This is a genomic window from Thermogemmatispora argillosa, assembly GCF_059696725.1.
This window is the reverse complement of the sequence record NZ_AP019377.1, coordinates 1668279-1682782: the sequence shown is the minus strand read 5'-3', so window position 1 is coordinate 1682782 and position 14504 is coordinate 1668279. Positions and strand designations below refer to the sequence as shown.

Below are 14504 nucleotides of genomic sequence, written 5' to 3'. Positions count from 1 at the left end.
AGGATCGGGTAAGCTTGCACATAGCAACGTCATGGGAGCGATCCCACGAGGTATTGTACACGATACTTCAACCAAAAGTAAACGTGTAACTGCCCTGAACACGCGCAGGTTGGCTCATGTCGCAATTAACGATTGAAGATATCGCGCGCATTGCCGGGGTATCTCGCTCAACAGTTTCGCGAGTCCTGAACGGGCAGCCCAACGTCAGACCGAGCGTCAGAGACCGCGTGCAAGAGGTCATCAACAGCTATGGCTACGCGCCACAAGCGGCGGCGCGCCAGCTTGTCATGCGCAAGACGCGCCTGATCGGCCTGATTCTGCCCGACAATGCTCATCATCTTTTTGGCAACCCCATCTTTGCCGAGATCGCGCGCGGCGTGAGCCAGGTATGCGCCCAGCGGGGCTACACCCCGATGCTCTTCATCGGGCGGCAGGACATGGACGAGGCCACCTTTTTCAGCCTGCTGCGCGGGCGGCACTTCGATGGCGTCGTCCTCATCAGCAGCGATCGCCAGGACCGCAGCGCCGCCATGCTGCGCGAGGCAGGTATGCCCTACGTCCGCGTCGGTCATGACCCCGAGGACGACCAGGACCTGCAGTACGTCGACGTCGATAACGTAGCGGCGGCGCGCGTGGCCGTCGAGCATCTGATCGCCCTGGGGCACCGGCGCATCGCCATGCTCAAGGGGCTGGCCAAAGATGTGTGCACCCATGCGCGCCTAGAAGGCTATCGGCAGGCCCTGGCCGCCGCCGGCCTCCCCTTCGATGAGGCCCTCGTCGGTGACGGGGACTGGACCCCTGCCAGCGGCTACGCCTGGACGCGGCGCTTTCTCGACCTGCCGCAGCCGCCGACCGCCCTGTTTTCATCCAACGACATGATGGTCGCCGGCGTCGTGCGCGCCGTCCAGGAGCGCGGCCTCAAGGTGCCCGATGATCTGGCCATCGTCGGCTTCGACGACCTGCTCCAGACCACGATGATCTTTCCCGAGCTGACAACCATTCGTCAGCCCTGCGTGGAGATGGGCACACGCGCCGCCGAGCTGCTCCTTGACCAGTTGGAGCATAACCGTCGCGAGCGCGCGCAGATTATTCTGCCCACCACCCTCATCATTCGCGAATCCTGCGGCTATCGCCGCCGGGCCGCCGCCAGCGCCGAGGCTGGCGCCCCCTCGCCGCCAGCGGGCGAGGCGCAGCAGTCTGGCTAGCCAGCCAGGGCGCCAACCCGAGCCGCCCGCGAGAGAAGCGCAGTCCAGACAGAGTCAGCAGCTCGCTCGCAGCCCCGTCAGAGCCGGCTTCTCTCAACGGCGCACAGAGAATACAGAATACAGAATCTCAGCCATGCAGCCAGCGCCGCGCCGCAGTTGGCGCCTGACCTGACTGACTGGGGGCCACAGAGAGGGTCTGGAGCCAGCAGAGAAGAACAGCGCGAGACGAAACCACGGAACAGAGACAAACAGAAAGGAATCGCCGGGAGTCGGCCTCTGGGAAGGGCGACAAGGGCAAGGAAGGAGAGAGCGGCCCGCGCCGGGCCGGCCCACCGGGTAGCTCAGGGAGGAAGGAAGACAGGCATGACCAGCCTGCGACTGGAACACATCGTCAAGGACTACGACGGCCCCGGGGGGCGCCAGCCGGCCCTACGCGATATCTCTCTGGAAGTAGCGGACGGCGAGACCCTGGCCATTGTCGGCCCCTCCGGCTGTGGCAAAAGCACCCTGCTCAAAATTGTCGCTGGCCTCGAATTCCCCACCCACGGGCGCATCTACTATGGCGACATGGACATGACCGACATCAAGCCCCAGGATCGCGGCGTCGGCATGGTCTTTCAGGACTACGCCCTCTACCCGGCCATGAAAAGCAAGGGGAACCTGGCCTACTATTTCGAGCACCACGACTACACCCGTGACCAGATGGAAGAGCGCGTTCGGCGCACCGCCGAGCTTATGGGCGTCGACTTCCAGCACCTGCTAGGACGCTTCCCCGAGACCCTCAGCGGCGGCGAACAGCAGCGCGTGGCCATTGCCCGCTGCATTGTCCGCGACCCCACCATCTTCCTTATGGACGAACCCATCGTCAACCTTGACGCCAAGCGGCGCGAAAAGACGCGCATTGAAATCAAGAAGCTCCTGCGCACCTTCGGGGTCACCACGCTCTACGTCACCCACGACCAGCAAGAAGCCATCTTCATGGGCGATCGCCTGGCCGTCATGCGTGCGGGGCGCATCGAGCAAGTGGGCAGCTTTGACGACCTTTACTACAGTCCCGCCAATCTCTTTGTCGCCACCTTCATCGGCAGCCCGCCGCTCAACGTCCTGCCCGCCGCCGTCAGCGAGGGCCGCCTGCACATAGCCGGCCAGAGCTGGCCGCTACCCCCCGAGCTGGCCGGGCGGCTGCCGCCGGGTCCCCTGCGGCTGGGAGTGCGCGCCGAGCACTGGCTACGCGACCAGCCGGATGGCTTGCCGCTGGAAGTCAGCCACAGCGAGCGCATCCCCACCGAGCGCATCGCCATCGTCCACGGTCAGTGGCTCGGCCAGCGCGTCACTGTCTCCCTGCCGCTGGAGCAGGCCGAGACCAGCAGCGGCCTGGCGCGTCTGCGCCCCGACTGGGAGCAGCTTCTCTACTTCGCCGCCGACGATGAGCGTGTCCTGGCCAGCCCAGGCCCACCCGAGCTATTCTGACGGCATGCCCTGAGCGAGCAGTCAGCGCCAGCCACGGACGAGCAGACGAGTCAGCAGCAAAGGCGCAGCGACCGACACTAACCGCGCACACCCAGCATAATCAGCCACCCAACTCAGCCAACAGAAGCAAGCGAGAGAAGGAAAAAAGGAGAAGCCTATGGGACTGGCCAGCGGAGGCATCGTCATCGAGCACCTGGTGAAACGCTTTGGCGAGCGGGCCGTTGTCGACGACCTCACTCTCCACATCCAGCCAGGCGAACTCTTCGTACTTGTCGGCCCCTCCGGCTGCGGCAAGACCACCACCCTGCGCCTGCTGGCCGGACTGGAGCCGGTCAGCGAAGGGCGCATCTACTTCGGCGAGCGCCTGGTGAACGACATTCGTCCGCGCGACCGCAATGTCGCGATGGTCTTTCAGGACTACGCCATCTTCCCGCATCTGACCGTCTTCGAGAACATCGCCTACGGCCTGCGTGCCCGTCATGCGCCGCGCAGCCTCATCCGCGAACGCGTCACCAGCGCCGCCCGCCTCTTCCGCATCGAACATCTGCTAGAGCGCAAGCCGCGTCAACTCAGCGGAGGCGAGCGCCAACGCGTTGCCCTGGCGCGGGCGATGGTGCGCGACGCCGCCCTCTATCTCTACGATGAGCCGCTGGCCAACCTTGACGCCCAGCTCCGGCACCAGGCGCGCGAAGACATCCTGACCCTGCACCGCCAGAAAGGGCAGCCGGCGGTCTACGTCACCCACGACCAGGCCGAAGCGATGGCCCTGGGCGACCGCATTGCCGTCATGCGCGACGGCAAACTACAACAGGTCGGCAGCGGCCTCGACCTGTACGAGCGGCCCTGTAACCAATTCGTGGCCTTCTTTATCGGCACCCCAGGCATCAACCTCTTTGAGGTCGAGGTCCGTCCCGACGAGCATCCCGAGCGCGCCGGACGCCTGCGCCTGGTACATACGGCCTTCAGCCTGCCCGTGCCCGAAGAATTTCAGGAGCGCGTCGCCCCCTATAGAGGGCAGCGCCTCACCCTGGGCATCCGCCCCGAGCATCTACAGCCGCCGCGCCGCGCCGACTTTGCCGTCAGCGAAGACAGCACCATCCGCGGCCTCGTCAACGTCATCGAACCGACCGTCAGCGGCTGCACCGTCTACCTGAGCACCCTGGAGCCAACGCCGCGCGACTTCGTCGCCACCCTCAAAGCGCGCCTGCCCGGCAGCTACCTCGGGCGCGAGATCCCACTAGCGGTCAACCTGCGCAAGATCCACCTCTTTGATCCGGCGGACGGACGGGCTTTGCTGCACGGCGCCACCGCCTCCACGGCGAGTCCCAGCGCCGTCGGCGGCGAGCCGGGCGAAGAGGCAGCCGACGGCCATCTCAAGGTCCAGACGGAGCAGCCAACCGGACAAGCCAGCGAGCAAAGAACGAGCAAAGCCAGCACACAGAGGGAAGAGCAAGCGTGAGCACACTCGAAGTACAGGATCTCGTCAAGCGCTACGATGGGCGCAGCGTCGTCGACCACGTCAGCTTTCGCATCGAAGACGGCGAATTCTTCGTCCTGCTCGGCCCCTCGGGCAGCGGCAAGACCACCGTCCTGCGCATCATCTGCGGTCTGGAGCGACCCGATGAGGGGCGGGTCCTGCTAGGAGGAGAAGACATCACCCACCTCAGCCCGCGGCAGCGCAACGTCGGCATGGTCTTCCAGGACTACGGCCTCTACCCGAGCATGGACGTCTACGGCAACATTGCCTATGGACTGGAGAACCGCCGCCTGCCGAAAGAGGAAATCCAGCGCCGCGTACTGGAAGCCGCCGAGAAGCTGCAGATCACCCCGCTGCTAAGGCGCAGCATCGACACCCTCAGCGGAGGCGAGCAGCAGCGCGTCGCCCTGGCGCGCATCCTGGCCCGCGACGCCAACGTCTTTCTCTACGACGAACCGCTAGCCAACCTCGACGCGCGCCTGCGCCATCAAGCGCGGCGCGATGTCCTGGCGGTCCATCGCCTGCGCGGCGTGCCCAGCCTCTACGTCACTCACGACCAGAGCGAGGCCCTGGCCCTGGCCGACCGCCTGGCCATCATGGCTGAGGGCCGGCTGCAACAAGTCGGTAGCCCCAACGAGCTGCTGGAGCGACCCGCCAATCTCTTCGTGGCTCGCTTCCTGGGCAACCCACCCATGAACCTGCTGGAGGGCCAGATCGTCAACGAAGAGGGAAACTACTACTGCGCGCTCGGCGGGCTGCGCCTCCCGCTCGCAGCCGCCTGGCAGGGCGAGCTGAGCGCGCGCCAGGAGCCGGCCATCATCGTCGGCCTGCGCCCGCGCGAGATCGTGCCGCCCTGGGAGCTGGAGCAGGCCAGCACCTCCGATCAGCTCCTCTGCCGCTGCACAGCGCGCGCTCTGCTGGTCGAGGCCCTGATCGGTGAGATCGAAGTCACACTAGAACTGGAAACAGCGCAGGAGCCACCACCACGCCTGGTGGCCGTCTGGCCTGAGCCGGAGGAGCTGACTGACCTGCCGCAAGAAGGGACCAGACTGGAAATCGGACTTGATACGCGGCGTCTAACGCTGTTCGATCCGCACTCTGAGCGAGCGCTACAAGCTGAGTAGAGTGATGCCATAGAGAGCTTGACAGTTATCCTTTTGTCAGGTACACTACTACTAGAGTTATGGGAGCGATCCCAACACTGGGACTTGAGTTTCCGCCCCAAAAAAGAGGGGTCAGCACACTTGACCGCTCACACGGTTGATCTCATGTACGACAGCCGTGAAGGAGCGGCGCTGGCGAAGCCGGCGAGGAAGAGGCCGCTTCGCCGCGAAGGCAGGCGAGCAGCAACGATAGCTGGAAGGGCGGGCGGAGCGGAGGCAGGCAGACAGCGCGCGCACAATGGAGGCTTGAACGCACGAGGAGGCAACGTACAGGCTTCAGATGCAGAATGACCGGATCGGATGGACCCATATTACTACACCAGCTTCCGAAGAAGGAGAAGACATCATGGCTGACGAAACGCGCATCCTTCTTGAGCCGCTGCTCTCGCCTGAGAGGACCCTGACGCGCCGGCAGCTTCTGCGCAGCGCTGCTGCGGGGACCGTAGCCCTGGCGGGTGGGGCCTTGCTGGCCTCCTGTGGAGGGAGCAGCTCCAACACGGTAGTCAACGTGACCTTCCTCACCAATGGCTGGCCGGGCGATGCCATGCCCACTGCTGAGCAGCAGAAAGGCAACATCACCCTCAAAGCCTACGCTGACGCTCTGGCCGACTGGCTCAAAAAGAATCCCGGGGTAAAGATCAAGCACACTGACACCAACATCTGGAGCCAGTCCGCGGTGACACAAGCCATTGCCGCCGGCACCGCTCCCACCTGGTTTGAGGGCAACATTCTTGGCTCCTTCATTAACAACGTTGTACGCAGCGCCTTCGCGCGTGGCCTGGCGGCGGACGTGACCGACCTGGTGATCAGCACCAAACTAGAGAGCCAGCTCACCGATATTTACCTGCCTGTTTATCGCAGTTGGAAAGTCAACGGGCGCTACTACGGCACGCCGGGCGGCTACGGCGCCGGTGACGGCATGTATTTCCGCCGCGACCTCATCGAGCAAGCTGGCCTTGTGGAGCCGACAGCGGGATGGACCTGGAGCGACTTTCGCAAGCTAGCCAAAGCGCTGACCACCTCCAAGATGAAGGGAGCGGCCTTACAGTTCTATGTCTTTGACCAGAGTCTACAAGCCAACGGCCTCAACTCTGGCCCCACCGGCTACGGCATGCTCGGCCTGGAGCCAACGCCCTCCAATTCCTGGCCCTGGCGCTACAACCTGACGCCCTGGCTGAGCCAGTACGAGCAGGTCATCGAGAACTGGCGCGGCATGTACTTCACCGACAAGTCGATCACCTCCTCGCTGTCGACGGGTGACAGCGACGTGGCCCAGGCCTTTGCCCGTGGGGATGTAGCCATGATGGCCAACAACACCGGCTTCTTCACGCGCCCGGTCACTGATCCGACGAGCGCTGTCAACATCGCCGTCAAAGTCGGCAAGCCGTTTGAAGAAGTGGTCGGCTGGATCTCGCATCCCATCGGCTATCTTGGCTCCTTTGGGGCCACGCAGGCTGGTTCTGCCATTGGCTCTATCGATCCTCATCTCCAGCGCAACAAGCCGGCCCTGGCCAAAGCCTTCGATTTCCTGGTGCAGTTTATCATCGGCGAAGAGCTGGTCAAGCAGCGCCAGGAGATCTACAAGGTCACCCATGACCTCAAAGATGTCTTCCTGGAGATCCCGCCAATGTCGAAGCTGCAGATCAACTACGGCATCAAGGGCACGGCTGAAGAGGCCTGGGGTAAGCGGACAATGCAAGCGGTCAACGCGGCGGCGGCGATTCCGCAGTTGCCTGATCCAGGCATCTACTTCCCGGCGGAGCAGAACCCCGGTCCGACTGGCGACGCCTGGAACGACGCTAACTCGGGTCTGGCCTATACGCAGGACAGCATTCCAGCGGTTCTCATGAAGCTGCAGAACGTCCAGAACGCGCAGTTCGCCTCGCTCACGTCGAGCGTACCCAAGGATACCTTCATTGCCAGCGCCAAAAAGTTCTTTGCCGATCTAGACGCCTTCTGGGCCAAGTATGCGCCGCTCTACTCGGCGGAGCTATTCCACCCCTGGTATGTGCAGAAGGTCCTGCCGGCCCTGGGCGGCTGAGCCAAGGTGAGCGAGCCGCAAGCGAGCAGATGACCCTCCCCCGGCCTCCTGCGCAGGGCCAGTGTCGCTGTGCTGGCTGGCAGGGCTGGCGAGCCGCGCCCCGACGGACGCCTCAGCCCTGCCAGCGCCCGCCGCCTTCAGCGTCGCGTCTGCCGTTCCCTGGCTGACCACAGGAGAGAGGGCGGGCCGGCCCGGATCAGGCTGCTGGCCTCTCATGCCTTTTTGTGCCTTCTGCCGTGACGCTGAGCGGCGAAGGCGGGAGCCGCCCGGCCTCTGGGCTGGGAGAAGGTCGGCCCGCGCTCAGGCGAAAGGCGAGCGCTTGAGCGCAACAGGCCTCTCAACCATAAAGAAAGCTACTGGTGTATGGAAGGAAGGAAGCGCACGAGCGATGTCTGAACCGATAACCGAGGTAGCGGCGCCTGTCGGTGGAAGCGAGGCGGCCCAGCCGGCTCAGGCCCCGCGCCTGCGCCGGCGCAGTCGGCTAGAGACCTGGCTCTTTCTACTGCCGGCGGCTCTCTTTCAACTTGTTTGGGGCTGGTATCCGCTGCTGATGGCCTTTCTGATCAGCCTGACCGATGCTCAGCCGATGCTACCCAGCCGTTTTACCGGGCTGGAGAGCTACATTCGTGTCTGGAATGATCCGCTGGTGGGACAGGCCTTTCGCGTCACGTTTATCTATGGCGCCATGCTGGTGGCTCTGACCTTCATCTTCCCCCTACTGATCGCCATTTTCCTGATGGAGCTGCCGCCGCGCCTGATGCGCTGGATGATGATTCTCTGGTTCCTGCCCATCAGCGTGATTGCCAACAGCATCCTGTGGCGCTACCTCTACAATGAGCAGTATGGGCTGCTCGAATACATCGCCACCGACATTCTTCATCTGCCGCATCAGCCATTTCTCAATGATCCGCATCAGGTGCTTTTCTGGCTGGTCTTTCCTTCGGTCGTGGTAGCGGGGCCGGGCGTCGCTGGTCTGGCCTACATGGCGGCCCTACAGGGGATTCCGCGCTCCTACTTCGAAGCGGCGGAGATCGAAGGGGCCGGCTTCTGGCGCAAGATCTGGACGGTCTCCTTGCCGCGGCTGCGCCCGGTGATCGCCGTCATGCTGGTCTATGGCATCATCCAGGGGTTGCAAGACTATACCTGGCCCCAGATCCTGACGGGGGGCCAGCCCGAGGGGGCCAGTCGCACGGTCATGCTCTACCTCTTCTCCTACATTCAGAACCAGCGCTACGCTGACGCCACTGCCCTTTCAGTCTATCTCTTCCTGGCGATCTTTGCGATCGTGGTGCTCTTTCGCACCTTCTTTAAGGAGGACCCGGATACCTAGGCTGGCCTGGCTGCTGGCTGGTGTCTGTCATAGGTAAGCAGGTAGCAGAAGGAGTGTGTTTGTTGTGTCTATGCTCTTTCCGAAGGTGGGCCGAAAGCAGCCCTTGCTGAGACTGGGCTGGTGGTTGATGGTGATATTGCTCTCGCTGGGCGTGCTGACTCATCTCTTGCCTTTCTACATCATGATCGTCACCTCGATCACGCCGGCGCAAGACACGCTGTCGACGACGCCGGTGCTCTGGCCGCTACATCCGACGTTGGCGGCCTGGAAGCTCGTCTTTCAGTGGGCTGAGAACAGTGGGGCCGGGGCCTTGCTGGCCGGATCGGCAGGAGAGCCGTTCTGGGTCTATTTCTGGAACTCCTTCTTTATGACATCCGTGACCCTGCTGATCTCGATCCCGGTGACCTCGATGGCCGCCTATGCTACCAGTAAGCTGCTGCGTGGGCGGCGTGCTCGCTGGGCGTTCCTGTTCTTTATTGGCACGCTCATGATCCCGCTGGCGGTGCTCTTGATCCCGATGCTCTTTCTCACGCTCAATTTCCCGTTTGCCCTGCCTGGCGGCTCCATTCCCACTATCCCGGGCACGGACGAGCCTTTTCCGACGCTCTCGCTCTATGATACACCGTGGGCCATTATTGTGCCGGGCATCTTCAACGCCTACAACTACCTGATCTTCAAAGGCTACTTTGATACGATCCCTGACTCGGTGCTGCAAGCGGCTCGCGTCGATGGCGGCTCAGAATTCAATATCTTCCGGCGCATTGTCTTCCCGATGAGCATCCCGGTCTACTCGGTGGTGGCCTGGATTCAGTTCTATGCCGTCTGGGATAGCTTTCTGTGGCCGCAATTGGTGATCCAGAGCAACGACAAGGCTCCGACAGCGCTGGCGGTCTATACAGTCATGAACAATTTCATTAATTCGGGGGTAATGGACCGCGCCACGGCGCTGAGCCAATCGGCGGCCATGCGTTCGGCTCTGGCGGCGGGCCTGTCGTGGAATGGTCTGATGGTGCTGGCGCTCCTGCAGACGTTCCCGATCTTTGTGATGTTCATTCTCTGTCGCGAGTATTTGCTGCGCGGCGTTCGCATCCAGGGATTGAAATAATCGGGCTGAGCGAGCTGTCCTGATCGATCCGGCCTGCTTGGCCATGTGGTCAGCCGGTGCGGGGGAAGACGTCGGCGAGTCACCGGCTGGCCGGCGTGAATGGGTACCGCGGGGCACGACGGGTATGGGAAGGCAGGGGGAAACCTGGGGCCGACTGGCTCGCAAGTCGGTCCGTGGCGCAGGCATCCACCTGGTTACCTGCCCGCCGTGCCGGTGTCATGCTGTTGCCTTGGATTGTGCTTTTGTGTCTGTCTGTCTGCCAGAGGGAGAACAGGGACGATGGCATTGTTTGAAGAGTTTGAGGCTGATGTCCTGTCGGAGGAGACCCTGCGCCGTCCGATCTGGGGAGCTTTCGCCCTGCTGCGCGACCAATTAGAGCGGCTGGTAGCGCTCAATGTTGGCTGGGCGCTGCAGTTGATGCCGGCGCTCATAGCTCTGGCCTGGCCGGCGCTGCCACTGGGGCTGCGGCTGCTGCTGGTGGCCTACAGCGCGCTGGCACTGATGCCGGCGACGGCTCTGCTCTTTAGTGGGGTCGTGCGTCTGAATCGTCAAGAGCCGCTCGATCTGGCGACGCTGCGCGATGAGCTGCGGCGCCTGGCCCTGCCGAGCCTCTGGACGCTGGCGCCGTTGCCTGGCCTCTGTGGTCTGCTGTGTCTCCTCATCGTTGTTGTGGGGCCGCTGCAGCTCTTGCTGTTAGACGTGCTGTTGCGTCTGGCCCTGCTGGTGCTGCTCTTTAGTGGGGTCTATTGGGGGCCGCTCTTTGTGGCGGAGCCACGGCAGGGGGCCTGGTCTCTGCTACGGTGGGCGTCGCGGCTGGCCTGGCGCTATCCATTGCCGACGGCCTGCTCACTCTTGTTGGCGCTGGCGGTGATGCTCATTGGCTATCTCTCGGTGGCTGGCTTCTTCCTGATTGCCCCGGTACTGGCGGCGTTGTTGCTTTGGCGGCGCACGCTCGTGCTGCTGGCGCGTCGGGGTGAGTTGAAGGTGGGCGTACCATGACGATGATGAGGCCGCGTGATCCGCGAGACGTCACGACTGGCTATCGACTGGCGGAGGCGCGGCGGCTGGTGGCCGAGCTGAGGCGGGTGGCGCAGCAGCCCTCGCTGATCCTCTTGCCGCGGGCCCTGCGGCTGCTCGTGCGGGGGGTTGATCTGCTGGCCCGGCCCCTGGCGCTGACTTTAGGGCCGGCGCGCACGCTGGTCCTCAACGAGCGCAACCGCAGTGAATGTGAGGTCCTGGCCGATGCCAGCACGATTGCGCGGCGTGTCATTGCCCTGCGCCGGCGCAGCGACAATCTGGGGGCCATGCTCTTGCGCAAAATGGCGCTGGAGCTGCACGAGCGCTATGGAGATGGGGCTGCCCTGGCGGCGGTCATGGTGCGGGCCTTAGTGCACGAGGCCTGCCGCCTGCTGGCGGCGGGGGCCAGTCCGGCGGCTCTGGCGCGTGGTCTGCAGCGGGCTGCTGCAACGGTTGAAGTGGCGCTAGAGCGGCAGGCGCGTCCGCTGACGCGTTGCGAGGAGGTGCAGGCTCTGGTCCTGGGGGTGACGGGCGATGAGGGGCTGAGTGAGGTGCTGGCGCGCATGTTCGAGGTGCTAGGGCCGTGCTCGACCATTGTTACGGAGGAGCTACCGAGGCCAGGTCTCGACCACGAGTATATTCGCGGTGGCAAGTGGGACGGCTATATTCCGGCGCGCGCGCTCTTGCCGGAAGGCGAGGCCGCCCTCATCCTGCGCCAGCCTGCGATTGTGCTGGCCGATGAGGAGCTGCGCGAGGTTGAGCAGGTCCTGCCTATGCTTGAGCTGGCCCTGGCCGAACCATGTCGCCCGCCGTTGCTGCTGATTGCGCGGGCCATCGACGGGCCGGCTCTGACGCTGTTGACGGCCAACCATGTCCGTGGCGTGCTGACGCTCGGGCTGCTGGTGCTCTCCAGTGGGGCGACACTGGTACACGATGATCTGGCCGACATTGCGGCCCTGACGGGGGGCGCGGTGCTCTCGGAGCTAACGGGGACGCTCTGCCGCCATATTCGGCGCGAGCACCTTGGTCGCGCGCAGCAGGCTATTTTGACGCCGACGGGGGTGACCATTGTCGGTGGCCAGGGGCGCACGCGTGAGGTTCAGCAGCGTATCGCGGCGGTGCGCGCTCAGCTTCGCGAGGCACCGCGCGGCAAAAATAGCGAATGGGAGTTTTTACGTCTGCGCCTGGCGCGTCTGACGGGCGGGATCGGCATTCTCAAGATCGGGGCGGTCAGCGAGCACGAGCTAGAGCTGAGGAAGGAGCAGGCTGAGAAGGCGCTGCGCGTGCTGGAGGCGGCCTATGAGGCGGGGCTAGTCCCCGGTGGCGGTGTGGCTCTCCTGAACTGCCTGCCCGCTCTGGAGGAGGCACGCGCCGCCTGCTGCCATGACGACGAGCGCTGTGGGGTTGAGCTACTGAGGGTTGCGCTGCAGGAGCCGTTTCTGCAGATTGTGCGCAATTATGGGGGGGTCCATCCGCCGCTGGTGTTGGAAGAGGTACGGCGGCGGGGGGCTGACTATGGCTTCGATGCCCTGCGCGGTGAGGTGGTCTCGATGTGGGAGCGGGGCATTCTTGACTGCTGTAGCATTGTGCGCGGAGCTGTGCGCGCGGCGGTTAGCCTGGCCACCATGCTGCTGACGACCGATGCGGTGGTCTTTAACGCTTGAGGGACTTCTGTGGCTCCTGGCCTGCTTGCCTGTGGGGGGATGAGAGGGCTTGCAGGCTTGCGGCCCTCTGCGATAATGACAAGAGGCCCGGGCATCTGTGGCGGCGTGTCCTGAGATGCCTGGCGATGGCTGCAAGCCAACAAGCAAAAAGGAAGGAAGCGAGGAAGAAGGAGGTGTCTGCCTTTGAGCTGGACGACAGAAGAGATGGGACAACACTCAGGCGAAGGCTCAGGAGGGGGAGCAGGCGGACAGGTATGGCGCGAGCTGGTGGCGCCAGCTCTACCGACGCCGGTCTATGCGCTGGCGCCGGCGCCGGGACGACTGTGGGCCGGCGGTCTGGGGGGCATCGCCTGTTATCGGCTCGCTGCTGAGGCGCAAAGCGAGGAGGCCGGGAGTTGGGAGGCGGGGCCGGTGCTCTTGCCGCCGGCCCCGGTGACGGTCCTGTGGGCCTATGGCAATCTACTGCTGGCGGGTGGCAACGGCGGACTGGCCTATTCGCTGACCGGCGGGGCAGGCTGGCAGCGCGCTGAAATCGAAGATGGAAGTGTTGGCGTGACCGTGCTGGCACCTTCGCCCGGCTTTGCCAGCGACAATACTCTGCTGGCCGGAACGCTTGCCAACGGCGTGCTGCGCAGTAGCGATGGCGGGCGCACCTGGCGCAACGTCTCTTTTGGTTTGCAGAGTCAGGAGATTACCGATCTGCTCTGGCTGGACAGGCTGACGGTCTTGGCAGCAACTGATGAGGGCGTCTATCGCTCGCGCGACGGTGGCCGCGGCTGGCGGCGCGTGCTGGAGAGCAGTGAGGGGGTTGTAGAGGCGCTGACGCGTCTGCCCGCTGGGGGCGTCCTGGCGGTGCTGGAGAGCGGCGCCCTGTTGCAGGCCAATGCCGAAGGTGAAGGCTGGCAGCCGCTGCCGGCAGCGGACGGCCTGGAAGGGGCGCAGCCGCTCTCGCTCTTCACCACCGAGGCGGGAACGCTCCTGCTGGGGACGCAGCGCGGCCTGCTGCGCTCGACCGATGGGGGGAGCCATTGGGAGGCGGTCGATGGGCGCCCGGTGCATATTTGTCGTCAAGGGCCGGGCCGGCTCTACGCGGGCAGCGATGGGGGGGTACTGGTGAGTACTGACGATGGGCAGCGCTGGCAAGAGCTGCCGCTCCCGCCGCTGCATGATCTCTTGCGTCTGCAGCCCCAGGGTGAGCGCTTATGGCTGCTGGGGGCCCATACGGCGCCGCTGCAGGTCAGGCTGCCGGCAGATGGGGCTACTGAGGCGGCAGAGTGGCGCCGCCTGGAGGGATTAACCTTGCCGCTGACAGGCTGGGCTGCCCTCGATGAGGAGGCGCTGCTTGTGGCAGGTCCCGAAGGGCTGCTGCGCCTCTGGCCGGCCAGCGGGGAGCATCAGCTCTTACTGGCGGAGCCGTTGGAGGGCAACACGCTGATCACCTGGGCGGGCGCGGGGCGGTCCCGGCACATCTGGGTAGCCAGCGGCGATGGCCGGCGTCTCTGGCACAGTGCGAACGATGGGGCAAGTTGGCGCCAGTTGACGCCGCCATTCGGGGTAGCGCTGCTGGCGGCTCTGCAGGCTACTCCTGAGCACCTGGTGGCGGCGACCTACGATCCGCGGCAGTACCATGTCTGTCTCTGGTATTCAACCGATGATGGAAGCAACTGGATACGCGGGCTGGAAGCCGATACGAATTGGCCGCTGGTAGCCAGTTGCGGCGAGCCGCTGGCGCTGGGGGTCGGCAATATCTTGCTGCTGGCAACGCCCGACGGGAACTGGCGCCGCAGTGCGGTGGGGCATGGTGGTGGAGGCATTCGCCGCGTGGTCTCGTGCCAGCAGGCAGAGCGGCGCCTGCTCTTTGTGCTGGCGGGTGGGGGGATCTTCCGCTCGGATGATCTGGGACAGAGCTGGCAGGCTCAGCATGAGGGGCTGCCGCTGGTGCGTATTGCCGATATAGCCTGTACCTCAACGACGCTTTTGGCCTTGCTGAGCGGAGGGGTGATCTGTCAGCGAAGCCTCTAGGGAAAGGAGG

10 protein-coding genes are annotated in these 14504 nt (G+C 64.3%); all 10 read left to right on the top strand.

The window, feature by feature from the left end:
- Positions 1-116: 116 nt before the first annotated feature.
- Entirely contained in the window at positions 117-1205 is a 1089-nt protein-coding gene (locus AC6H1L_RS06555) for a LacI family DNA-binding transcriptional regulator (RefSeq protein ID WP_497600728.1), read from the top strand.
- Positions 1206-1568: 363 nt separating this feature from the next.
- On the top strand, positions 1569-2675 hold the full coding sequence (locus AC6H1L_RS06550) for an ABC transporter ATP-binding protein (protein WP_497600727.1): 1107 nt from the start codon (positions 1569-1571) through the stop codon (positions 2673-2675).
- Positions 2676-2832: 157 nt separating this feature from the next.
- Entirely contained in the window at positions 2833-4134 is a 1302-nt protein-coding gene (locus AC6H1L_RS06545; RefSeq protein ID WP_497600726.1) for an ABC transporter ATP-binding protein, read from the top strand.
- Positions 4131-5276, top strand: a complete 1146-nt coding sequence (locus AC6H1L_RS06540; protein ID WP_497600725.1) for an ABC transporter ATP-binding protein — start codon at positions 4131-4133, stop codon at positions 5274-5276. Before AC6H1L_RS06545 ends, AC6H1L_RS06540 begins: the two co-directional genes overlap by 4 nt.
- Before the next feature lie 385 nt (positions 5277-5661).
- Complete coding sequence (locus AC6H1L_RS06535; protein WP_497600724.1) at positions 5662-7356, top strand: ABC transporter substrate-binding protein; 1695 nt, start codon at positions 5662-5664, stop codon at positions 7354-7356.
- Positions 7357-7744: 388 nt separating this feature from the next.
- Positions 7745-8686 (top strand): carbohydrate ABC transporter permease, encoded by a 942-nt coding sequence (locus tag AC6H1L_RS06530; RefSeq protein ID WP_497600723.1) that lies wholly within the window; start codon positions 7745-7747, stop codon positions 8684-8686.
- 70 nt (positions 8687-8756) lie between these two features.
- Positions 8757-9791 (top strand): carbohydrate ABC transporter permease, encoded by a 1035-nt coding sequence (locus tag AC6H1L_RS06525; RefSeq protein WP_497600722.1) that lies wholly within the window; start codon positions 8757-8759, stop codon positions 9789-9791.
- 279 nt (positions 9792-10070) lie between these two features.
- Positions 10071-10790, top strand: a complete 720-nt coding sequence (locus AC6H1L_RS06520; RefSeq protein WP_497600721.1) for a hypothetical protein — start codon at positions 10071-10073, stop codon at positions 10788-10790.
- On the top strand, positions 10787-12472 hold the full coding sequence (locus tag AC6H1L_RS06515) for a TCP-1/cpn60 chaperonin family protein (protein ID WP_497600720.1): 1686 nt from the start codon (positions 10787-10789) through the stop codon (positions 12470-12472). Before AC6H1L_RS06520 ends, AC6H1L_RS06515 begins: the two co-directional genes overlap by 4 nt.
- A gap of 183 nt (positions 12473-12655) precedes the next feature.
- Positions 12656-14494 (top strand): WD40/YVTN/BNR-like repeat-containing protein, encoded by a 1839-nt coding sequence (locus AC6H1L_RS06510; protein WP_497600719.1) that lies wholly within the window; start codon positions 12656-12658, stop codon positions 14492-14494.
- Positions 14495-14504: the final 10 nt, after the last annotated feature.

Bases quoted from the DNA above. Each gene is read 5' to 3' on its own strand.
- AC6H1L_RS06530 (WP_497600723.1), top strand. From the start codon at position 7,745: ATGTCTGAACCGATAACCGAGGTAGCGGCGCCTGTCGGTGGAAGCGAG.
- AC6H1L_RS06550 (WP_497600727.1), top strand. From the start codon at position 1,569: ATGACCAGCCTGCGACTGGAACACATCGTCAAGGACTACGACGGCCCC.
- AC6H1L_RS06535 (WP_497600724.1), top strand. From the start codon at position 5,662: ATGGCTGACGAAACGCGCATCCTTCTTGAGCCGCTGCTCTCGCCTGAG.
- AC6H1L_RS06555 (WP_497600728.1), top strand. From the start codon at position 117: ATGTCGCAATTAACGATTGAAGATATCGCGCGCATTGCCGGGGTATCT.
- AC6H1L_RS06545 (WP_497600726.1), top strand. From the start codon at position 2,833: ATGGGACTGGCCAGCGGAGGCATCGTCATCGAGCACCTGGTGAAACGC.
- AC6H1L_RS06520 (WP_497600721.1), top strand. From the start codon at position 10,071: ATGGCATTGTTTGAAGAGTTTGAGGCTGATGTCCTGTCGGAGGAGACC.
- AC6H1L_RS06515 (WP_497600720.1), top strand. From the start codon at position 10,787: ATGACGATGATGAGGCCGCGTGATCCGCGAGACGTCACGACTGGCTAT.
- AC6H1L_RS06525 (WP_497600722.1), top strand. From the start codon at position 8,757: ATGCTCTTTCCGAAGGTGGGCCGAAAGCAGCCCTTGCTGAGACTGGGC.